Origin of the sequence: Paracoccus sp. P2 (assembly GCF_046335115.1) — a bacterium.
GTDB lineage: Bacteria > Pseudomonadota > Alphaproteobacteria > Rhodobacterales > Rhodobacteraceae > Paracoccus > Paracoccus pantotrophus.
Map to the genome: position 1 here is coordinate 12,473 of NZ_JBGOSN010000041.1, position 20,288 is coordinate 32,760.

The window sequence follows — 20,288 nt, forward strand, 5'->3', positions numbered from 1 at the left end:
CCGCGTCCTCCGGGCTTACGCGGCTCCCCCGGAGCCACGGTCCCTCCGGACTGCGCGCCCGCCTCGAGGGGGCCATGGCGCGACGCCGGCTGCGGGGCTGGAACCCGCCCTTGGAGAACATCAACGCGCTGGTGGCCTCGGGCGGGCCGCGACTGCTGGCGCGGGCGCGCGAGCTCGTGGTCACCAACGGCTATGCGGCGAACGCCTGCGAGGCCTTCGCCGCGAACCTCGTCGGCGACGGGATCAAGCCCTCGTCGCTGATCGAGGATGCGGCCCTGCGGGATCGCGTCCAGCGGCTCTGGCTGGCCTGGACCGACGAGGCGGATGCGGACGGGCTGACCGACTTCTACGGCCTGCAGGCCATGGTGGCGCGGGAGATGTTCGTGGCCGGCGAGTGCTTCGTCCGGCTGCGGCCCCGCCGGGCCGAGGACGAGCTGACGGTCCCACTGCAGATGCAGCTCCTGCAATCGGAGATGCTGCCCTTCGAGAAGACCGGCACCGCGGCGAACGGGAACCGGCTGCGCTGCGGGATCGAGTTCGACGCGATCGGCCGGCGCGTGGCCTATCACTTCCGCCGCCGCCATCCGGGCGACAGCACCGATCAGGGCGCGGTCATCCCCGAGACGGTACGGGTGCCGGCCGGGGACGTGCTGCACATCTATCGCCCCATCGATGCGGGCCAGATCCGCGGCCTGCCGCATGTGGCGCCGGCCATGGTGCGGCTGTTCCTGCTGGACCAGTATGACGACGCCGAGCTCGACCGGAAGAAGACCGCGGCGATGTTCGCGGGCTTCATCACCAAGACCGCGCCCGAAGAGCCCCTGATGGGAGAGGCCGAGGCGGATCTGGACGGCGCGACCATTGCGAGCCTCGAGCCCGGCACGATGCAGGTGCTGCTGCCGGGCGAGGACGTGAAGTTCTCGTCGCCGGCCGATGTCGGCGGCGGCTACGAGGCGTTCCAGTACCGGACGCTGCTCGCCGTCTCGGCCTCGCTGGGGCTGCCCTACCACCTCGTCACCGGCGACGTCCGGCAGGCGAACTATTCCAGCCTGCGGGCCGAGCTCGTGGAGTTCCGCCGCCGCGTGCAGCAGCTCCAGCACGGGGTGCTGGCGCATCAGCTCTGCCGTCCGATCTGGGCGCGCTGGATGGAGACGGCGGTGCTGGCGGGTGCGCTCGACCTGCCGGGGTATGCGGCAGCGCCAGGGCGGTTCCGCGCGGTGCAGTGGATCCCGCCGCGCTGGGACTGGGTCGATCCGCTGAAGGACATCCAGGCGCAGGTGCTGGCGATGGAGGCGGGTATCACCTCGCGGCGCAAGGTGGTCGAGGCGACCGGATACGACGTCGAGGAGGTCGACCGCGAGAACGCCGCTGATGCCGCGCGCGCGACGGCTCTCGGCCTGCGCTACCGCACGAGCCCCGGCGAGACGCAGGGCGCCCGCGCGACGCCGGCGACCCGGGCGGAGCCCGGTGATGGCGCCGGCAACGACACGGACGACGGCGCCGACGCGACCGGTCCGGCCACCGAACAGGAGTGACGACATGGCAAGCTGGTATGCGATCCGCGCCCGCGACGGCGGCGCGGAAGTGGCGATCCATGACGAGATCGGGGCGCAGGGCGTCTCGGCGAAGGGCTTCCTCGCGGAACTCGGCGCGATCCCGGACGGGGCGCCGATCCTTGTGCGGATCAACAGCCCCGGCGGATCGGTCTTCGACGCGGTCGCGATCCACAACGCCCTGAAGCGCCACGCAGGCACCGTCACCGTCTGGATCGACGGGATCGCCGCCTCGGCCGCCTCCTATGTGGCGATGGCCGGCGACGAGATCGTCATGCCCGAGAACGCCTTCCTGATGATCCACGATCCGGCGGGGCTGGTCATGGGCACGGCCGCCGACATGCGGGCGATGGCCGAGACGCTCGACAAGATCGCCGCCACCATGGTCCGCGGCTATGCTGCCCGCGCGGGCCGCCCCGAGGACGAAATCGCCGCGCTGATGGCGGCCGAGACCTGGTTCGACGCCGGGGAGGCGCTGGCCGCGGGCCTCGCCACGCGGATCGCCGAGCCCGTGCGCATCGCCGCCCGCTTCGACATCGCCCGCTTCCGCAACGCGCCCCCGGCGCTGGTCGAGGCGGTCGCGGCCGGTGCGGACCCCGTCGAAACCGTTCCGGACGGGAACGGTTCGGAGGGGCCCGCGGCCGAGGGCGGAGCGGTGGACGAGGATGCCGGTGCCGCCGATCCGGCGCCGCAGCCGGGCAGCGCCGGCGCGGGTGTCTCGGAAGGCAACAGCCTTCCGGCCACGAATGATGCAGCCCCCGACGCCGATGTCATCCGCGCCGAGGCCATGGCCCATGCCCGCGCCGTGGTCGATCTCTGCTGCCTCGCCGGTCTGCCGCAGATGGCGTCCCGCTTCCTCGCCGAGGGCGCAAGCCTAGAGGAGGTCCGTGCAGCCCTACTGGCCGCCCGCGCCGAGGCCGAGCCCGAGATCGCGCCCCATCACCCGCAGCCCGGCCGCTCCTCGGCCGCGCGCCCCTGGGGCGAGATCGTCGCCCGCACCTTCAAGCTGAAAGGATAAGCGCATGACCACCCTCGTCGAAGGCCCCCATCCGGGCGGCTTCCTCGTCTGGGAAGTCCTCCGCGACTACACCCGCGAGACCGTCACCCTTGCCTCCGGGGCAGGCAAGCTCGCCCCCGGCACGGTGCTCGGGAAGATCACCACGGGCGGAAAATACACCGTGCTGACGCCGGGGGCCTCCAACGGCAGCCAGAACGCCGCTGGTATTCTCTGGGGTCAGGCCGATGCCACCGATGCCGATGCGCCGGGGGTCGTGCTCGTCCGCGGCCCGGCCATCGTCAACCGCCACGAGATCCTTTGGCCCGACGGCATCACCGAACCCCAGACCGCCACCGCCATCGCCGCGCTCGCGGCGCTCGGCATCCTCCTGCGCTGAGCGCGCCCGGGAAAGGACATCCTCATGGCCACCATGGACATCTTCGAAGGCGATGCCTTCAGCATCGTCGAGCTCACGCGCGCGCTCGAGAACATCCCCTACAAGCCCGCGCTGCTCTCGGGCTCGGCCCTCTTCAGCCCGCGCGGCGTGCGCTCCCGCACCGTCGTGATCGAGAGCCGCGACGGCACGCTGTCGCTGATCCCGTTCTCCGAACGCGGTTCGGCCTACGAGAGCCAAGTGCCCGACCGGCGCGAGATGCGCGCCTTCGTCTGTCGGCAGTTCAAGAAGCAGGACGTGCTCTGGGCCTCCGAGATCCAGTCCGTCCGTGACTTCGGCTCGGAGAGCGCGACCCAGCAGGTGCAGACCGAAGTGGCCTACCGGCTCAGGAAGCTCCGCCAGGACGCCGAGACGACCTTCGAGTATCACCTCCTGAACGGCATCCAGGGGCTGGTGAAGGACCCGAAGGACCACGCCACGGTCGTCAACTACTTCACAGAGTTCGGCATCACGCCGGCGGCCGAGATCGACTTCGACCTCGACAATGCGAGCCCGGCCTCGGGGGCGCTGCGCAAGCGCTGCCAGGCGCTCATCGAGAGCGTCGAGGATTCGATGGGCGGGCTCTCGGCCGGCGCCGTGCAGATCCGCGCGGAATGCGGCTCGGCCTTCTTCGCCGATCTCGTGGCCCACAAGGAGGTGCGCGAGACCTATCTCAACACCGCCGCCGCGGCCGACCTGCGCGGCCGGGTCGCCGACGAGGTCAGCTTCGGCGGCATCACCTTCCGCCGCTATCGCGGCGGCGTCGGCTTCACCGTGCCGACCGACAAGGCGTTCTTCTATCCCGAAGGTATCGAGGGGCTGTTCGAGATCTACTACGCCCCCGCCGACACCTTCGAGACCGTCAACACCCTCGGCCAGCCGCTCTATGCCCGCACCATTCCCGACCGGGACCGCGACGAATGGGTACGGCTCGAGATCGAGAGCAACCCGCTGCCGATCTGCACTCGCCCGCAGGTGCTGCGCTCAGCACGACGGACCTGATGACCGTCTTNGGTCAACACGCTCGGCCAGCCGCTCTACGCCCGCACGATCCCCGACCGGGATCGCGACGAGTGGGTGCGGCTCGAGATCGAGAGCAACCCGCTCCCGATCTGCACCCGCCCGCAGGTGCTGCGCAGCGCGCGGCGGACCTGATGACCGGCCTCAAAGCCGCCCTCGACGCGCTCTTCGCCGATGCGCATCTCGCACGTGACGTCGTCTACACCGCCGAGGGCGGCGCGCCATCGCTGGTCCGCGCGATCCTGCTCCGGCCCGACGACGTCACGAACTTCGGCGACGCGCGCATCTGGTCGGAGACCACCCGGATCGATCTGCGGGTGGCCGAGGTGCCAGCCCCGCGCCCCGGCGACCGGATCGAAATCGACAGCGATGCCTTCCTCATTCAGGGCGAGCCCGTCCGCGACCGCGAGCGGCTGGTCTGGACCGTGGACCTGCGTCCGGCATGAAGTTGAAACTCGACATCACGCCCGATCTCGTCGCCGCCATGGCCGCCGAGGTGAAGGCCGGCGAGAAGGCCGTCACCGCCGCCATGCGCGAGGCCGGGACCGGGCTCAAGACCGCCTGGCGGCTGCAGATCACCGGCGCAGGGCTCGGGGCCCGGCTCGCCCGGACCATCCGGTCGGAGCAGTTCCCCAAGGCCACGCCCAGCCTCAACGCGGCGGCCGTGGTCTGGTCCAATGCACCGGTCATCGTGGGTGCGCACGACACCGGCCCGCTGATCCGCTCGAAGAACGGCTTCTGGCTGGCGATCCCCACACCTGCCGCAGGCAAGTCCCTGCGCGGCGGCCGGATCACGCCTGGTGAATGGGAACGCCGCACCGGCCTGCGCCTGCGGTTCATCTACCGTCGACGCGGGCCGAGCCTGCTGGTCGCTGAGGGGCGGCTGAACACGAAGGGCCAGGCGGTGGTGTCGCGCTCGAAGACCGGGCGCGGCAAGGTCACCTCGCCGATCTTCCTGCTGGTGCCGCAGGTGAAGCTGCCGAAGCGGCTGGACCTGGCCCGGGATGCAGACCGGGCGTTGGACAGCGTGCCGGGGCTGATCGTTGCGAACTGGGCCGAGGCGCGCCTTCGATGAGCTCTTGAAAGCAAACCCGCTGGCGCCAGCACCCGGACAGAGTCAGACTGGGCGCCGAACCATGCCGAGCCCCGCGATGCCATCGATCGACCGACTGAAACAGGACAACGCCCATCTGTTGCGGACGCAACGGCACTTCCGGCGTGCGGCGGACATAATCACGAATGCCTGGTCCAGCTTCCCGCAGGTTGTCGCGATCGCGGTCATCGGGTCGGTTGCCAAGCCCCTGTGGAAGGAGGTGCCGCGTTTTGCCCCGTACCGTCGCCGCGGCGTTCCGCTCTGGCACGAGTGCAAGGATCTCGACCTCGCTCTGTGGCTCGACGACCTGACAGTCCTCGGCGAGTTGAGGCGCGCGAAGGTGGCAGCGCTGAGGGCCGAGCACGAACGTCAACGGGATTTCGGCGTGGCAGACCATCAGGTCGACGTGTTCCTGTTCGAGCCGGGCAGCGACGCCTATCTCGGCCGGCTCTGTCACTTCAATCGTTGCCCGAAGTCGCGGCCGGAATGCGCCGTACCGGGCTGCGGTGCAACGCCGTTCCTGCGTCAGTTCCCCGAGTTCGAGGTGGATGGCGACATCCTCGCGGATGTGGAGGGGAGCATGCTCTATACGCGTACTGACGGCATCCGATGCTCCGCCACGGATTTTCCCGAACCCGTCGAAAGTCCATAATCCTGCGCCTGTGCCATCGCTTGCGCCCCTTTGTACGGAGATGGCGCCGAAATCGCTGCCTCGAGAAATATGCCATGCCCACCCCCCGCGAAACCATCCTCATCGCGTTGCACGCGCGGCTCTCGGCGCTGCCCGCCACCGCCCTGCGCGGTGACGTGCTGCCCGAACGTGTGCCTGCCGCAGGCCTCCTGATCCTGCGCGACGGCGAGCCGGGAGAGCCGGAAGTGACGCTGTCGCCGCTGCGCTACCACTATCAGCACCGGGCCGAGATCGAGGCGGTCGTCCAGGGGGCCAACCGTGATGCTACCTTCGACACGCTCTGCGCCAGCATCGGCGCGGCGCTTGCCGCCGACCGCACGCTGGGCGGTCTCTGCGACTGGGTCGAAGCGGAAGCGCCGCGCCCTATCGATCTGGCCGTGGATGGTGCCGCCAGCCTGAAGGCGGCGGTGATCCCGGTCATCCTGCATTATTCCACGGCCGATCCGCTGGCCTGACCCCGCACACGACAGGAGACAACGATGGCACGAGCCCATGGGGCGCGGGCGCAGATGGCGCTTGCGTTCGAGACCGTCTATGGCACCGCGCCCGCCTCGGGCTATCGGACGGTACCCTTCGCCAGCACCACTCTCGGCTCCGAACAGCCGCTGATCGCCTCGGAGCTGCTGGGCCAGGGGCGCGACCCGCTGGCCCCGATCAAGGACGCGGTCACCGCCGATGGCGATGTCGTCGTGCCGATCGATGTCGAGAACTTCGGCCTCTGGCTGAAGGCGGCCTTCGGTCAGCCCACGACCACCGGCACCACGCCCAAGACCCACACCTTCCAGTCCGGCAACTGGACGCTGCCGTCGATGTCCATCGAGACGGCGATGCCCGAGGTGCCCCGCTATGCGATGTACACCGGTTGCGTCTGCGACCAGCTTTCCTGGCAGATGGCGCGCTCTGGCCTGCTGACCGCGACGGCGCGACTGGTCGCGCAGGGCGAGAGTGTCGCGGCCACCACAGCCGCTGGCACGCCAACCTCGCTGGCCTTGCAGCGGTTCGGGCATTTCAACGGGGCGATCACGCGGAACGGCACACCGCTCGGCAATGTCATCTCGGCCGAGGTGACCTATTCCAACGGGCTGGACCGGATCGAGACCATCCGCTCGGACGGTCGCATCGAGGGGGCCGATCCGGGCATGGCCGCCCTGACGGGCCGGGTCGAGGTGCGCTTTGCCGACACCGCGCTGATCACGCAAGCCATCGACGGCACGCCTTGCGAGCTGGTCTTCGCCTGGAGCCTCGGGGCCGAGGCCAGCTTCACCTTCACCGCGCATGCCGTCTACCTGCCGCGCCCCCGGATCGAGATCCCGGGCCCGCAAGGCATCCAGGCCACCTTCGACTGGCAGGCGGCGAAAGCCACCAGCCCCGCACGCATGTGCACCGCCGTCCTCGTCAACACCGTCGCAACCTATTGAGAAGGCCCGCCATGCTGACCCTCGACCTTTCGAACGCGCCGCAATGGTGCGACCTCATCCCCGGCGTGCGCGTGAAGCTCCGCCCGCTCACCACCGCGCTGATGGTGTCCGCACGCGGCGATCCCGCGATTGCCGATCTTCCCGAGGGGGCCGCGACCGAGGAAGCCGCGCTCGCCATGGCCAAGGCGCTGGCGCGCCGCGCGATCCTCGCGTGGGAGGGGATTGGCGATACGGATGGCAATCCCATCGAGCCGAGCCCCGAGGCCATCGACGCGCTTCTTGACCTCTGGCCTGCCTTCGAGGCGTTCCAGACCCTCTACGTCGCCAAGGCCCTCCTGCTGGACGCTGAAAAAAACGCCTCATCGCCCTTGCCGACTGGTCCTTCGGCGGGGGCGAAGGTTACTGCGCGGCCTGCCGGACAACCTGTCCCGAGTGCCCCGCACGGCTGAACCAGCCGCTGACGGTCGAGGGCTGGCAGGTCTGGGATCTCGCGCAGCGCCTCGGTGGACAGATGCGCGTCATCCCCGGCGCGGTGATCGGCTGGGATATGGGCGCGGCGCTGGCGCTGGGCGCCGCCCTCGGCATCTCCCCGCCTGCCATCGCCGAACTGCTGCCCGCCCTTGAGGCGGTGATGGTCCGCCGCGTCAACGAGCAGATCGCGGCGAACCGCGACTGACCCCATCCCATCTGGAGCCCCCGATCCCATGGCCGAGAAACGCGTTTCCGTCCGGCTCGCCGCCGTGGGCGGCCGCCAGGTGCGCGCTACCCATTGCCGACGCAGCACCTCGAGCCGGCGCCATCCGGCGACATAATCGGCAGCGGCCACCTGCGCGCCCGACCGGAACCGTTCCAGGATGCGCGAGAACATCTTCTCGGGCGCGGTTTCGATGGTGTCGCGCCAGATGCCATAGGCTTCGGCGGTGAACAGGGCGGCAGCCAGGCCCATCGCCTCGGCCACTTCCGGCGCGGCCAGGCGTTCCAGCCGGGCGCCGGCGCGGGTCAGGCGGGCGCAGGCGTCGTCAAAGCCCTTGGCGGGGGCCTGCCGCATGTCATCCAGCGCCACGGTTTCCAGCACGGCGATCCGCGCGCCGCCAAGTTCGGCCCCGGTCAGGTCAACCGGCGGCGCGGATTGCAGCGCGCCCAAGAGAAGCGCGCAATCCTCGACCGAATGGGCCAGCGGGCCGATGGTGTCGAAGCGTTCGCACAGCGGCACCACGCCGTCCAGCGGCAAGAGGTCGGAGGTGGTTTTCAGCCCGACCAGATCGTTCCAGGCTGCGGGAACGCGCACCGAGCCGCCGGTGTCCGAGCCGATTGCCGCCGGTGCCAGGCCGAAAGCGACCGAGGCGGCGGCCCCGGAGGACGAGCCGCCGGAGACGGCCTTGTCATCGTTCAGGCAGGGCGGCGAGGCGGTCACCGGGTTCATGCCAAGGCCGGAAAAGGCCAGTTCGGACATGTGGGTCTTGCCAAGGCAGACCGTGCCGGCCAGCGTGGCCTGCTCCAGCACGGCGGCATCGCGGTCCGGTGTGCGGCCGCGCAGCAGGGCCGAGCCCGCCTCGGTGGCGACGCCCGCGGTATCGAACAGATCTTTCCAACTGATCGGCACGCCATCCAGAAGCCCGCGCCGGAACCCCTGCTTGGCGCGGGTGGCGGCCCCCATCGCCTCGCCCCGGGCGCGGGTTTCGGTCATCCGGGCATAGACCCGGGGCGCCAGCGGATGGGTTTCGATCCGCTCGAGGAACGCCTCGGTCAGTTCGACCGGGTTGATCCGGCCCTTGCCGATTTCGCGGCCCAGATCGGCCGCCGTCATGTGGAACCAGGTTCCGCTCATGCCTACCCCCAAAACACCCAGCCGAACGGTAGCGACAGGTTGCAGCATGGACAATGGGCGATGGCGGGCCTAGCCATGCAGGAATGGAACATGATGCCGATATCCTGATTGCCGGCGGTGGGCTGAACGGCCCCGCGCTGGCCTTGGCCCTGGCGCAGGGTGGCCTTCGGGTCACCGTGATCGACGCGCGCCCTGCCCCGGCGCGTGCCGAGGCAGGCTTTGACGGCCGGGCCTATGCGCTGGCGATTGCCTCCAAGCGGCTGTTGCAGGCGATTGGCGTCTGGACGGCGGTCGCCGGGCACAGCCAGCCGATCCTGAAGATCAAGGCCAGCGATGGCCATGCCGGCGAAGGCGCCGCACCCTTCTTCCTGGCCTTCGATTCGGACGAGATCGAGGAAGGACCGATGGGTTTCATGCTGGAGGACCGGTTCCTTTACGCGGCCTTCCTGGCAGCCATGGCGAACGAGCCCCGGATCACCCTTCTGTCGGGCGAGACGGTGATCGCGCAGGACGCGGGGCCGCAGGGGGTGACGGTCACCCTCGCTTCGGGAAAGACGCTGACGGGGCGCGTGCTGGTGGGCTGCGACGGGCGCGGCTCTGGTGTCGCGGCACGGGCCGGGATCCGTCGGCAGGGCTGGGGCTATGGCCAGACCGCGCTGGTAACGGCGATCCGGCACGAAAAGGACCACGACGGCACCGCGCAGCAGTTCTTCATGCCCTCGGGCCCGCTGGCGATCCTGCCGCTGCCGGGCGGGCATCATTCCAGCATCGTCTGGAGCGAGACCGACGCCAATGCCGCCGCCATCCAGGCGCTGGATGACGCGGGCTACCTGGCGGCCCTGCGGCCGCGTTTCGGCGATTTCCTGGGCAAGATCGCGCTGGCCGGCGCCCGGTTCACCTATCCGCTGTCGCTGTCATTGGCCAAGACGTTCGTGTCGCGCCGGGTGGCTCTGGTGGGCGATGCGGCGCATGGCGTGCATCCCATTGCCGGTCAGGGCCTGAACCTTGGCCTGCGCGACGTGGGCGCGTTGGCCGAGGTGTTGGTCACGGCAGCGCGGCGGGGCGAGGACATCGGATCGGACGTGGTACTGGAGGGTTACCAGCGCTGGAGGCGGTTCGATTCAACGGCGCTGGCCTTGGGGATGGATACCGTCAACAAGCTGTTTTCGAACGACAATCCGATACTGCGGCTGGGCCGGGACCTGGGCCTGGGCCTGGTCAGCGCCATGCCGGGGCTGCGCCGCCGCTTCATCCGGCAGGCCGCAGGTTTGCAGGGCGACTTGCCGCGCCTTCTGGCCGGAAAGCCGATCTGAACCCTACTCCTCGCCGCGCGGCCTGGTATCGATGCCGGGCAACAGGCGGTAGAGGTTGCGTTCGCTGATCCCCAGCATCTCGGCCATCTCGCGGCGGTTGCCACCGGTCATCTCAAGCGCAAGCCGCAGGTAGGCGTCGCGCAGTTCGTCCAGCGTGGGCGGGGTGTCGAAGGCCAGCCGCACCTGACCGTCGCGCTGCAGCGCCTGCTGCGGGGCAAGGCCCAGATGGGCGGGCTCGATCACCTCGGAGCCGGCGGACAGGATGATGGCGCGTTCGACCACATTCGACAATTCGCGCAGGTTGCCGGGCCAGGGATGGGCGCGCAGGGCGGCCATGGCGGCGGGGCTGAACGATTTGGGCGTGTTGCGCTGGAAACTGCGGTTGGCAAGGAAGCCCTGGGCCAAGGGAAGGATATCGTCCGGGCGTTCGCGCAGGGCCGGCAGACGGATCACGAAGGCCAGCAGGCGGAACAGAAGCTCGCTGTGTTGCGGACCGGTACGGGCGATGTCTTCGGCCGACAGCGAGGCGCCAAGCATGAAGCGCGCTCGGCAGACCAGCTGGGTCGCCGATCCGACCGGCCGGTAGGCGGCGGTCTCGATCACGCGCAGCAGTTTCATCTGCAGGTCGGCAGACAACCGGTCAACGCCCGAGAGGTAGATGCTGCCGGTGTCGGCGGCGGCCAGCAGGCCTTCGCTGCGGCGAAGCGCGCCACCGTCGCCGGTGCGGAATTCGCCGAACAATTCCTCGGCCGTCATGCCGGCTTCGCAATCGGCGGCCACGAAGCGGCCATTCGCCCGCGGCGACAGGGCATGCAGCGCCCGCGCGGCACGTTCCTTGCCGGTGCCGCCCTCGCCCAGGATCAGAAGCGGGCTGTCCGCGCCGGCGAAGAGCGTGATCAGGCGACGGACCTCGGACATCTGCGGGGACTGGCCTTCCAGCGGCTGGTCCTGGCCGCGCGTGGCCTGGGTCTGCCAGAAGGCCAGGTCGCGGCGCAGGTCGATGGTGTCGAACACCCGCGACAGCGCCAGATCCAGCGCCTGTGCCGAGGCCGGCTTGACCAGAAAATCCGAGGCCCCGGCCCGCACTGCCTGCACGGCCTGGTCGATCGACCCCTGCGCCGTCAGGACGATGGCCGGGCAGTATTCCCGCAGTTCCGGAAGGAAGGCCATGCCATCGGCATCCGGCAGGCGCAGGTCCAGCACGGCAAGTTCCGGGCGGTGATGGGCCAGTTCGTCCAGCGCATCCGCGCGCGAGCCGACGCCCCGCGCGTCATGGCCAAGCCGGCCCAGCTGTTCGACCAGAAGCCGGTTCAGGGTGGGATCATCTTCGATGACAAGGATGCGCCGCGGGCCGGCGCCGGGTCTGGCTGGGGTCATGGGGCGATGGCCTGGGCTGAAGGGGAACGGGCGTCCACGGCGTCCGGGTCGGGCCAGTGAACGATGAACGTGGTACCAACGCCGACCTGGCTTTGCACCGCGATGCGGCCGCCCCAGCGGGTGACGATGGCCTGGACGATCGACAGGCCAAGGCCGCGTCCGGGGCTGCCGTCGGCCCGGCGGGTCCAGAACGGCAGGAAGATGCGCGACTGGTCCTCGGGCGCGATGCCGATGCCCTGGTCGGCAATCGACAGCGCCACGTCCGCGCCGTCGCGCCAGCCGCGCACCTGGACAGTGCCGCCCTTCGGCATGGCGTGAAACGCGTTCAGCGCGAGATTGGTCACCAGCATGCGCAGATCACTGTCCGATCCCAGAAGCCGCAGACCGGGAGCGATATCCACCTGCAGCGTGCAGCCGGTCTGACGGGCCTGGAATGTCAGGATCGACAGAGCCTCGGGCACGATGCGGTCGATGTCCAGAAGGACGGCCTCGGTCGCAGGGGGCATGCACAGGGAGAGCAGGCTGTTGGTCATCTTCAGCGTGCGCTGCACTTCGGTTTCGGCGCTGCGCAGGCGCTGGGTGGCCTCGGGTGCACTGCCGGCGGCAAGGTCGGCCTCGGCGGCCTCAAGCAGCAGGCTGATCGAGGACAGCGGATTGTGGATTTCATGCGCAAGGCCCGCCGCCAGCAGGCCCAGCTCGGACAGCCGCTGCTCCTGGCTGAGCTTGGCTTGCAAGTCCAGGTCACGGATCGATTCGACCACGGCGGGGATCATCGTCCCCTCGGGTCCCGGCCAGGCAATCGCCGCGGCGGCCACTTCGACGTGCCGTTCGCCCGCAGGGCCCTGGTGCATCTGCCGGCAGGTCAGGGGCAGCCGGGCGGCCCTCGCCTCGACCAGCGGGCACAGGACCAGGGTTTCCGGGCAGGGCCTGTCGCGGTGGTGCGAGGTGACATGGCAGGGGTGGCCGATGATCTGGTCATGGCGCAGCCCGGCATGGCGGGCAAAGGCCGCGTTGGCCTGAAGGACCCGGTAATCCGGGCCGATCACCCGGATGCCATCGGGAATGGCGTCGATCAGCGCCTGCAGGATCCGCCCCGCCGCATCCAGCCGCTGCACGGTCTGGTCCAGCCGTCCGGCCATCTGGTTGAAGCTGTCGGCCAGCCGCGCGGGTTCGTCGGCACCCTGAACGGCGATGCGATGGGCAAGGTCGCCTGCGGCCAGCCGTTCGGTGCCCTGTTCCAGGAGCCGCAGCGGGGCGACGACCGTGCGCCGCAGCACCAGCCAACTGGCCAGCAGCGTCGCCCCGATCACGGCCAACCCCAGCGAGGCCAGAGCAAGCACCGTCTGTCGTGCTTCGGCATCCAGCGCGCCGGTCGCATAGTCGACCACCAGCAGCCCATTGACCGGATGATCCGCCATCGGCCCATGACAGACTTGGCAGGGGTCCTGGTTCAGCACCGGATTGATCGACCGCTCGACCCCCGAGTCCTGCAGGCTGATCGCCTGCGGCTTGCGGCTTTCCAGGGCCAGACGGACCTCGGGCAGATCCAGCACCGTGCCTTCAAGCGCCGGATCCGAAGCGAAGCGGGTTTCCAGATCGGGGTTCAGGATGCGCACGGCCACGATGTTGGGATCGCGACCCAGGTCGTCGATGATGGCGTGCAGGCCGGGCAGGTCGCGCTTGAGCATGGCGTTTTCAAGCGCAGCCTGCAGCAGGCTGTTGATCTGCATCGAGGCGCGTTCCTGTTCCGAGGCGATGCGCGCACGGTAGGTGCCTGCGACAAGGATCAGGAACAGCGCCGACAGGCAGATCAGAACCAGTGCCAGCGTGACCATGACGCGGCGCTGCAGGCGGGACGCGACCCAGAGGGACGCCCGGCGCAAGGGATGTGATGTGGTCATGCGGGCGACCTGACCGGTAAGCGGCGGCCGCAACCGGACCGGCCTGTCAGGGGCAACTCGCAGACGTCCCGCATCATTGTGCCGCGCGTCCGATGGCGGACGCGCAANGGGCGACCTGACCGGTAAGCGGCGGCCGCAACCGGACCGGCCTGTCAGGGGCAACTCGCAGACGTCCCGCATCATTGTGCCGTGCGTCCGATGGCGGACGCGCAAGCCGCTTCGGCATGCCCGGGACGCAAGGAGACGCGCTTCAGATCAGACAGCTGCACCGGCCCACACCAATGGAAAGAAGTTGCATTTGCCACATAGCGAATTTCGCGCTTTCCTGCCTTGATCGGCGTCAAGGTTGTCTCCCTGACGCCCGCGATCCGGCAGGTTTCCGCCCGACTGGCATGGTGTCTGCCGGACAGGTCCAGGCACGGATTGCAGGCTACCAGCTTTCGGCAACCCCCGGAACAAAGGGGCTTTCCTCGTCGGCCCGGGCCTGCCGTTCGGCGCGGCCCTCTTGCACGGCCCAGGCGTGCGGCTCGACCCTGGAGACCAGACCGGTGGTCCCTTCCAGATCCTGCCGCAGCGCCAGAAGCAGAGAGCGGGTCAGCAAGGTGGAGCCGGCGTAAAATGGCTCGCGCGCCCGCGCCGCGACGCGCAGGCAGAAGTCGGGTGCCCAGGGCAGCAAATGCCGGTCCAGGAACAGCGCCGCATCGGCCAGCGACGCCGGCGTGCCCAGTGCAAGAAGATGCGACAGGAACTGCATTTCATGTACGATGTGGTCATCCGAACGTCGGCGCCAGTCGGGCACGGTGATGCCGTAAAAGGCATAGAAATCGCGCACGTCGAACATGGGCTGCTGGCGTTCCAGATGATCCTCGGTCAGCCAGACCGACCCGTTGGGCGAGGCGCGGAAGCCGTGGGTCAGGTAGGCATCGGCGAAATCCGCCGCCAGATCGTCCAGCATGGCCTGCGGCAGCGGCCGCGGCAGACCGGCCAGCGCACGTGCAAAGCCTTCGGCGACGGCTTCATCGCCCGATCCTTCCAGCAACAGCGCGGCAAGCGCCGGAAATTCGGCCGTCCACAGCCCTTCGATCACGGCATTGTCCACCTCGCGGTCATGCAGGCGGATGACCGGGCCCAGCGCCGTGGCCCAGATCGCGTAGCGTTGCCGGTCTTCTTCCCCCAGATCGCGCAGGGGAGCGGCGGGCGGGACCCTGTCTTCAGCCATTGTCCACCCGCCCTTTCGAATGCGGCACGAACCGGATCGAGGGATTGGTCAGTTCCGGATCGGCCATCGACTTCACCTGCCGGACGGTCTGGTCGTTGGGGCCGATGGCCTTGGTCTCGTAGGTGCCGGCGTCGATCTGGTCGATCGGACCGATGTCGAGGACGCGCATCATGCAGGCCGAAACGCAATAGGGCTTGCGGCCGGATTCCAGCTCGTCGATGCACATGTTGCACTTCTGGACGATGTTCAGCTCGACGTTAAACTGCGGCGCACCGAAGGGGCAGGCGGCCTCGCATTTCCGGCAGCCGATGCACAGCGTGCTGTCGATATCGACCACGCCGTTGTCCTTGCGCTTCCAGATTGCACCGGTCGGGCAGGCCGGAAGGCAGGCCGGTTCGGCGCAATGGTTGCACGACATGTTGACCTTGAAGGCGAAGACCTCGGGATAGGTGCCGCCTTCGATGTATTGCACGCGACGGAACCGCGGGCCGGCCGGCAAGCCGTTCTTGTCCTTGCAGGCGATTTCGCAAGCCCGGCAGCCGATGCAGTCCACGTTGTTGTGGATGAAGCCCAGTTGCAGGTCCGGCACCACCGGAACATAGACCTCGCGCTTCTTCTTCAGTGCGGCGGCCTTGATCTTGCCCTTGTCGAGGTTGGTGTTTCCCATGATTTCCGCCCCCTCAGTTGTCGCGCCGGAAGACGTGGGCCCGCGCGGTGGCCAGCTGGTCCCAGCCGGGCCGATGGTGCAGGTCGGTCTTCTTCACGTTGACGAGCAGCGTGTTGTAGGCGAAGGCGCCCGCCGGCGAGGGGTTGTCCAGCGTCAGGAAATCGGGGTTGCCCGACCGGTCGACGCCGTTCTCGTCGATATCCATCCAGGCCCCTTCGTGCAGGACCAGAACCCCCGGCATGCAGCGTTCGGTCACGTAGACCGGTGTCACCACCCGCCCACGGTCGTTCCAGACCTCGACCGTATCGCCGGTCTGGATGCCCAGCCGCTTGGCATCGGACGCGTTCATGGTGGTTTCCTGGCTGAAGGTCTCGCGCAGCCAGGGTATGTTGTTGAAGATCGAATGCGTCCGCCAGCGCGGATGCGGCGTGATCATGTGGAAGGGATAGTCCTTGGCCTTTTCGTGGTTCAGGCTTTCCCAGGGTTCGATCCACTTCGGGATCGAGGGGATGTGATAGCCCCATTGCGTCCGCGTCCAGTCCTGCACCTGCGCCAGCGTGGTCGAGAAGATCTCGATCTTGCCCGAGGGGGTCTGGAACGGGATGCCCTGTTCGATCTGGTCCTGGAACGCGACGTGGGGCCGGGGCAGGATGAACTTGTAAACCCCACGACTCTTGAATTCCTCCCAGCTCCACGTCACGCCCTGGTGGCTTTGGACCTTGTGCCACCAATCCACCAGATAGGCTTCGTCCACGGCATCGTTGTCATAGAAGTAATCGCGGCTGGCCTTCGGGTTGTAGGCCGGCCCGAACCCCAGCCGATAGGCCAGCTCGGTGAAGACCTGGAAGTCGGTGCGGCTTTCGCCCAGGGGCTCGATCACCTTGGGGCGGTGGATGTAGTAGTGCCCCTTGTACCAGGGCAGCGCCACGTCGTGCCGTTCGAAATGCGTGGCGATCGGCAGCAGATAGTCGGCCCAGATGCCGGTCGGCGTGATCGTGCTGTCCATGCAGACCAGAAGGCTTTCGCCTTCGCCGTAGCTGTCCAGCTTGCGGATCGCCTCGATTTCCTTGTTGATGTTCGTCAACTGGTTGAACCAGTCCGACCCCTGCCAGAAGATGCCGCGGATGTTGGGGATGACCCCATCCAGATTGTCGCCGCGCGGCCAGAGTCCGGCCTCTTCCCGCTTCACGTTCGGGTAGTTCAGAACGATATGCGCCCAGCGGTCCGACTTGATCGAGGCGAACCAGATGTTGGCGTTCTGGTCGTAAGGGTAGGCGATGGATTCCGGGTGCCAGCCCTTGCCCACGCCTTCGGCGCAGCCGCCCAGCACCCCGATGTTCCCCGTCATCGCCTGCAGGGCCGCGGCCATGCGGTTGTACTGTTCGCCATAGGCCGCCCGGCCCGGGGCCCAGCTGGCTTTTAGCGCGGCGGGCTTGGTGTCGGCATAAAGCTCGGCCAGCTTGATGATGTCGGCGGCCGGCACGCCGCAGATCGCGCTGGCCCAGTCCGGCGTCTTCGGGATGCCGTCGCGCGTGCCCTCGATGTACTCGCGGAAGCTTTCCTGATCCTTCGCCCAGTCCGGCATGGTGCCGGGGTCCATGCCCTGCACGAAGCGGTTGATGTAGTCCTGGTTCTGCCGGTTGGTGGCGAAGATGTGGTAGGCCATGCCCGCCATCATCGCCGCATCGGTGTTCGGGCGGATCGGGATCCACCAGGCGTCATAGGCGCTGGCGCTGTCGGTATATTGCGGGTCGACCAGCACGAACTTGCAGCCGCGCTGCTTGGCCATGCGCATGTAGTAGAACGTGTTGCCGCCGTGGAAGGTATAGGCCGGGTTCCAGCCCCACATCACGATCAGCTTGGAATGCGCGAAGGCATCGTCCTCGTTGCCGTCCTCGATGGTGCCGAAGGTCCAGCGGCTGGACGAGGTGGTGCCCTGGTAGGACGGCACCGACCAGCTGCTGGTGCGGCAGCCGAACATGCCCAGGAAGCGGCCCAAGAGGCCCTCGATCTGGTCGGACTTGTGCAGGACGCCATAGCTGGCCCCGGCATAGCTTTGGTCAAGGATCGCGGTCGGGCCGTAGGTGTCCTTCAGGTGCACCATGCGCTCGGCGATCTCGGTCAGGGCCTGGTCCCAGGTGATGCGCTTGAACTTGGCCTCGCCGCGCTTGCCGACCCGCTTCATCGGGTAAAGAAGCCGTTCCGGGGAATAGAGCCGCGATCGGTAGGATCGCCCGCGCAGGCAGGCGCGCAGTTGCGGCTTTTCCTCGGTGTCGGTGCCATAGGCATCGCCCTGGTAGCTGCCGTTGTCGGTCGACAGCCGCACGATCACGTCGCCCTTCTTGTGCGCGACCAGCATGTGGCGGCTGCCGCAGTTGTGCGCGCAGGAGGTGACGACCGTCTCCAGTTCGTCATCCGTGGGATAGGGTTCGTAGGCGAAGGCGCGCGCCGGCGTGGCCTTGCCGCCGACCAGGGCCGTCGCCGCCGTGGCAGCCGCCCCTTGCAGGAAGGCGCGCCGCGTCGGGGTCAATAGGGACACAAGGCGGGACAGATCGGAGGGTTTGGTCATGGCATCGGTCCTTCGTTACGGCGCGATCTGATGTTCGGGTTTGCTTTGGGCCGGGCGGTCCACTGCCCAGTCCGGCACGGTTTCCGTGTCCATGCCCGGCCAGGGATGACGGGCATAGGGGTAGGAAATCCGGTACCATTGCCGTCCGCCATGGCAGCCGTAGCAGATGTCCGAGGTGCCGTTGCGGGCCATGTCCTCGATCGTCGCCGCGTTCAGGTAATTCACCTGATGGCGGTTGGTCCGGAACGTCTCGGCGTGGCAGGACAGGCAGCCGTTCGGGGCCTCGGCATATTCCAGGTCGACGCGGGCTTCCGGCCAGGGTCCGGACAGACCCATGATGTTCACCGGGTCCGGCATGGCGCCGTGGCACAGGAGGCAGGTTTCCGACGGGTTCACCGTCTTGCGCAGGGTGAATTCCGGGCTGGCCGCGGCGGTATAGTGATCGCGGCCCGGCATCATGTCGGGGCTTTCCTCACGCGGGTCGTTGCCCTTGTGGCAGAAGTTGCATTCCAGCTTCATCACCGACTTGGCAAATTCGCTTTCCGAATGCCGCCAGTGGAAGTCGGCCTGCGGGCCAGCATAGGTGTCCAGCGTCTGGTACCAGGCCAGGCTGGTCTCGGCCGCAACGCCGGCCGGGCTGGTCGCGCGCGGCTGGTGGTTCAGGATTTCCTTGTGGCAGGCCAGGCACTCGGCGCTCGAGGCCGTGGCGATGGCCGGCTGGAAGTGCAGCGGGTGATAGCGCGCGGCCTCGTAGTCCATCGCCGGGATCGCGGCTTCCAGTTCGGCGACCTTGGTCTCGATCGCGGCCAGTTCGGCTTCGGTCAACGCGGGCGCGTCGGCATAGGTCACACCTTCGGGAAAGGGCACCGGGTCCAGCGTGATCACGGCATCATCGGCCAGATCGGCGTAGGGATCGGCAGGCGCTGCCGGTTCGGCAGCCGCCTCGGTCGTGGCGGGGGCCGCGGCCTCGCCGCCGGCCAGGGTCACCGGCGTATCCGACTGCGTCGCCAGCCAGCCGATCAGGTTCGCCCGTTCCTCGGCTTTCTTCATGCCGGGGTAGGACATCTTGGTGCCCTTGGCATAATCCTTGGGCTTCTCCAGGAAGGCGTTCAGAGCCGCCTCGTCCCAGGGCGCACCGCCCAGGCCGGTCAGGGCATCGGAATACTTGAACCCCGGGGCCGAGGCCGCCGCGCGCCCGAAGACGCCCCATAGGTTCGGGCCGGTGCCGTTCTTGCCGCCCTTGTCGATGGTGTGGCAGGCCTTGCAGGCCTTGAACGCCTTTTCCCCGGCCGCGAGGTCAATTCCGGCGGCGCTTGGGGCAGCGGCGGGTTCGGCAGTGGCCTGCGGCGCTGTCTCGGCTGCGGCAGCGGTCTCAGCCGCCGGTTCGGGAGCGGGGGTCGCCTCTGGCGCGGCCGGAGCTTCGACAAAGCCCACTTTCGTTGCCGCGGGGCCCTTGTAGATGAAGGTCCCGGCGACGAAGAGGGCGAAGAAAGCCAGCAATGCAAAGGCAAGCCCGGACAGGGCCCCAAGTATGGCTTCCAGCTTTTTCATGACAAGCTCCTGGTTCATGACAAGCTCCTGGCTGGCGGCATGGCGTGGCAGGGCAGACCAAGATCCGCCGTGCCGGGAATTGGTTTCAGTTTTCCGCGGCCGTGGCCGTGCAGACCCAGGCACTTTCGATCAGTTCGTACCGGATGCAGTTCGGGGTGCCCCCGCCCGCCATCCCGGACATTCCGTCCATGCCACCCATCCCGGACATGCCACCCATGCCGGACATTCCGTCCATCCCGGACATCCCGTCCATCCCGGACATCCCGCCCATGCCCGACATGCCTTCCTGGCCGGCGGGGGTTTCAGCCGTCGGAACCGGGTCAGAGCCGCGCGTGGTGAAGTAGATGCCGGCGCCCAACGCCGCAACGATGGCAAGAATGCCGATGGCCTGATTGGTGTTCATGTTCTTTCGACCGTGTGAGAGGAGGAAACCGGGGGCGGCGTGTCGCCGCCCCCGGCAGGGTCGTTCGGATCAGTTCGACGGAGGCGTCCAGGAGCCGTCCATTCCGGACATGCCGCCCATGCCACCCATGCCGCTCATTCCCGACATGCCGCCCATGCCCGACATGCCGCCCATGCCGCTCATTCCCGACATGCCGGCCATGCCGGTGTAGGAATACTGAGTGCAGGTCCAGCCCGAGCTTCCGCCGGCCATCCC

Annotated in this window: 20 protein-coding genes and 1 pseudogene; 11 read left to right on the forward strand and 10 right to left on the reverse strand. The window is 68.3% G+C overall.

Going from position 1 to position 20,288, the window contains the following annotated elements:
• The first annotated feature begins 74 nt into the window (after positions 1-74).
• The 10 genes and pseudogenes from ACDP63_RS19330 (at position 75) to ACDP63_RS19375 (ending at position 7,205) form a co-directional block, all read left to right on the forward strand.
• Positions 75-1,535, forward strand: a complete 1,461-nt coding sequence (locus tag ACDP63_RS19330) for a phage portal protein (RefSeq protein ID WP_262373672.1) — start codon at positions 75-77, stop codon at positions 1,533-1,535.
• A gap of 4 nt (positions 1,536-1,539) precedes the next feature.
• Complete coding sequence (locus tag ACDP63_RS19335) at positions 1,540-2,571, forward strand: head maturation protease, ClpP-related (RefSeq protein ID WP_409928492.1); 1,032 nt, start codon at positions 1,540-1,542, stop codon at positions 2,569-2,571.
• A 4-nt stretch (positions 2,572-2,575) separates the two neighbouring features.
• Complete coding sequence (locus tag ACDP63_RS19340; RefSeq protein WP_021098609.1) at positions 2,576-2,947, forward strand: head decoration protein; 372 nt, start codon at positions 2,576-2,578, stop codon at positions 2,945-2,947.
• A gap of 24 nt (positions 2,948-2,971) precedes the next feature.
• The gene (locus tag ACDP63_RS19345; RefSeq protein WP_409928493.1) at positions 2,972-3,985 is read left to right on the forward strand and encodes a major capsid protein; all 1,014 of its coding nucleotides are present in this window, start codon (positions 2,972-2,974) and stop codon (positions 3,983-3,985) included.
• A gap of 21 nt (positions 3,986-4,006) precedes the next feature.
• Positions 4,007-4,138: pseudogene (locus tag ACDP63_RS19350) on the forward strand (major capsid protein); the annotation flags it as partial.
• Positions 4,138-4,449 (forward strand): hypothetical protein, encoded by a 312-nt coding sequence (locus ACDP63_RS19355; RefSeq protein ID WP_409928494.1) that lies wholly within the window; start codon positions 4,138-4,140, stop codon positions 4,447-4,449. The pseudogene ACDP63_RS19350 and the gene ACDP63_RS19355, both read left to right, overlap by 1 nt.
• Positions 4,446-5,078 carry a DUF6441 family protein gene (locus tag ACDP63_RS19360; RefSeq protein WP_409928495.1) on the forward strand — a complete coding sequence of 211 codons (633 nt, stop codon included), beginning with the start codon at positions 4,446-4,448 and terminating at the stop codon, positions 5,076-5,078. Before ACDP63_RS19355 ends, ACDP63_RS19360 begins: the two co-directional genes overlap by 4 nt.
• Before the next feature lie 76 nt (positions 5,079-5,154).
• Positions 5,155-5,748 carry a hypothetical protein gene (locus ACDP63_RS19365; protein ID WP_409928496.1) on the forward strand — a complete coding sequence of 198 codons (594 nt, stop codon included), beginning with the start codon at positions 5,155-5,157 and terminating at the stop codon, positions 5,746-5,748.
• A gap of 74 nt (positions 5,749-5,822) precedes the next feature.
• Positions 5,823-6,242 (forward strand): acyl-CoA transferase, encoded by a 420-nt coding sequence (locus ACDP63_RS19370; protein WP_409928497.1) that lies wholly within the window; start codon positions 5,823-5,825, stop codon positions 6,240-6,242.
• A 24-nt stretch (positions 6,243-6,266) separates the two neighbouring features.
• Entirely contained in the window at positions 6,267-7,205 is a 939-nt protein-coding gene (locus tag ACDP63_RS19375) for a phage tail tube protein (RefSeq protein WP_409928498.1), read from the forward strand.
• 316 nt (positions 7,206-7,521) lie between these two features.
• On the opposite strand, the gene ACDP63_RS19380 is transcribed toward ACDP63_RS19375, so the two are convergent.
• Positions 7,522-9,033 carry an amidase gene (locus ACDP63_RS19380; protein ID WP_409928499.1) on the reverse strand — a complete coding sequence of 504 codons (1,512 nt, stop codon included), beginning with the start codon at positions 9,031-9,033 and terminating at the stop codon, positions 7,522-7,524.
• Between the two features lie 83 nt (positions 9,034-9,116).
• On the opposite strand from ACDP63_RS19380, the gene ACDP63_RS19385 reads away from it, so the two are divergent.
• Positions 9,117-10,346 carry an FAD-dependent monooxygenase gene (locus tag ACDP63_RS19385; protein ID WP_409928500.1) on the forward strand — a complete coding sequence of 410 codons (1,230 nt, stop codon included), beginning with the start codon at positions 9,117-9,119 and terminating at the stop codon, positions 10,344-10,346.
• Positions 10,347-10,349: 3 nt separating this feature from the next.
• On the opposite strand, the gene ACDP63_RS19390 is transcribed toward ACDP63_RS19385, so the two are convergent.
• The 9 genes from ACDP63_RS19390 to ACDP63_RS19430 all read right to left on the reverse strand — a co-directional run.
• Entirely contained in the window at positions 10,350-11,723 is a 1,374-nt protein-coding gene (locus tag ACDP63_RS19390) for a sigma-54-dependent transcriptional regulator (protein ID WP_409928501.1), read from the reverse strand.
• Complete coding sequence (locus ACDP63_RS19395) at positions 11,720-13,624, reverse strand: sensor histidine kinase (protein WP_409928502.1); 1,905 nt, start codon at positions 13,622-13,624, stop codon at positions 11,720-11,722. Before ACDP63_RS19395 ends, ACDP63_RS19390 begins: the two co-directional genes overlap by 4 nt.
• Before the next feature lie 179 nt (positions 13,625-13,803).
• Positions 13,804-13,968 carry a hypothetical protein gene (locus ACDP63_RS19400; protein WP_409928503.1) on the reverse strand — a complete coding sequence of 55 codons (165 nt, stop codon included), beginning with the start codon at positions 13,966-13,968 and terminating at the stop codon, positions 13,804-13,806.
• 86 nt (positions 13,969-14,054) lie between these two features.
• Complete coding sequence (locus ACDP63_RS19405; protein WP_409928504.1) at positions 14,055-14,843, reverse strand: molecular chaperone; 789 nt, start codon at positions 14,841-14,843, stop codon at positions 14,055-14,057.
• Positions 14,836-15,510: a 4Fe-4S dicluster domain-containing protein gene (locus ACDP63_RS19410; protein ID WP_409928505.1), complete on the reverse strand. Its 675-nt coding sequence runs from the start codon at positions 15,508-15,510 to the stop codon at positions 14,836-14,838. The genes ACDP63_RS19405 and ACDP63_RS19410 overlap by 8 nt, the downstream gene beginning before the upstream one ends.
• A gap of 13 nt (positions 15,511-15,523) precedes the next feature.
• Complete coding sequence (locus tag ACDP63_RS19415; RefSeq protein WP_409928506.1) at positions 15,524-18,079, reverse strand: molybdopterin-dependent oxidoreductase; 2,556 nt, start codon at positions 18,077-18,079, stop codon at positions 15,524-15,526.
• A 15-nt stretch (positions 18,080-18,094) separates the two neighbouring features.
• Positions 18,095-19,648 carry a c-type cytochrome gene (locus ACDP63_RS19420; protein WP_409928507.1) on the reverse strand — a complete coding sequence of 518 codons (1,554 nt, stop codon included), beginning with the start codon at positions 19,646-19,648 and terminating at the stop codon, positions 18,095-18,097.
• A gap of 67 nt (positions 19,649-19,715) precedes the next feature.
• Positions 19,716-20,033, reverse strand: a complete 318-nt coding sequence (locus tag ACDP63_RS19425; RefSeq protein ID WP_409928508.1) for a hypothetical protein — start codon at positions 20,031-20,033, stop codon at positions 19,716-19,718.
• Between the two features lie 69 nt (positions 20,034-20,102).
• A partial coding sequence (locus ACDP63_RS19430) for a hypothetical protein (protein ID WP_409928509.1) occupies positions 20,103-20,288 on the reverse strand: 186 nt, incomplete at its 5' end.

Bases quoted from the DNA above. Each gene is read 5' to 3' on its own strand.
- ACDP63_RS19335 (WP_409928492.1), top strand. From the start codon at position 1,540: ATGGCAAGCTGGTATGCGATCCGCGCCCGCGACGGCGGCGCGGAAGTG.
- ACDP63_RS19360 (WP_409928495.1), top strand. From the start codon at position 4,446: ATGAAGTTGAAACTCGACATCACGCCCGATCTCGTCGCCGCCATGGCC.
- ACDP63_RS19330 (WP_262373672.1), top strand. From the start codon at position 75: ATGGCGCGACGCCGGCTGCGGGGCTGGAACCCGCCCTTGGAGAACATC.
- ACDP63_RS19395 (WP_409928502.1), bottom strand. From the start codon at position 13,624: ATGACCACATCACATCCCTTGCGCCGGGCGTCCCTCTGGGTCGCGTCC.
- ACDP63_RS19375 (WP_409928498.1), top strand. From the start codon at position 6,267: ATGGCACGAGCCCATGGGGCGCGGGCGCAGATGGCGCTTGCGTTCGAG.
- ACDP63_RS19415 (WP_409928506.1), bottom strand. From the start codon at position 18,079: ATGACCAAACCCTCCGATCTGTCCCGCCTTGTGTCCCTATTGACCCCG.
- ACDP63_RS19405 (WP_409928504.1), bottom strand. From the start codon at position 14,843: ATGGCTGAAGACAGGGTCCCGCCCGCCGCTCCCCTGCGCGATCTGGGG.
- ACDP63_RS19355 (WP_409928494.1), top strand. From the start codon at position 4,138: ATGACCGGCCTCAAAGCCGCCCTCGACGCGCTCTTCGCCGATGCGCAT.
- ACDP63_RS19370 (WP_409928497.1), top strand. From the start codon at position 5,823: ATGCCCACCCCCCGCGAAACCATCCTCATCGCGTTGCACGCGCGGCTC.
- ACDP63_RS19390 (WP_409928501.1), bottom strand. From the start codon at position 11,723: ATGACCCCAGCCAGACCCGGCGCCGGCCCGCGGCGCATCCTTGTCATC.
- ACDP63_RS19345 (WP_409928493.1), top strand. From the start codon at position 2,972: ATGGCCACCATGGACATCTTCGAAGGCGATGCCTTCAGCATCGTCGAG.
- ACDP63_RS19425 (WP_409928508.1), bottom strand. From the start codon at position 20,033: ATGAACACCAATCAGGCCATCGGCATTCTTGCCATCGTTGCGGCGTTG.
- ACDP63_RS19340 (WP_021098609.1), top strand. From the start codon at position 2,576: ATGACCACCCTCGTCGAAGGCCCCCATCCGGGCGGCTTCCTCGTCTGG.
- ACDP63_RS19385 (WP_409928500.1), top strand. From the start codon at position 9,117: ATGGAACATGATGCCGATATCCTGATTGCCGGCGGTGGGCTGAACGGC.
- ACDP63_RS19365 (WP_409928496.1), top strand. From the start codon at position 5,155: ATGCCATCGATCGACCGACTGAAACAGGACAACGCCCATCTGTTGCGG.
- ACDP63_RS19410 (WP_409928505.1), bottom strand. From the start codon at position 15,510: ATGGGAAACACCAACCTCGACAAGGGCAAGATCAAGGCCGCCGCACTG.
- ACDP63_RS19420 (WP_409928507.1), bottom strand. From the start codon at position 19,648: ATGAACCAGGAGCTTGTCATGAAAAAGCTGGAAGCCATACTTGGGGCC.
- ACDP63_RS19380 (WP_409928499.1), bottom strand. From the start codon at position 9,033: ATGAGCGGAACCTGGTTCCACATGACGGCGGCCGATCTGGGCCGCGAA.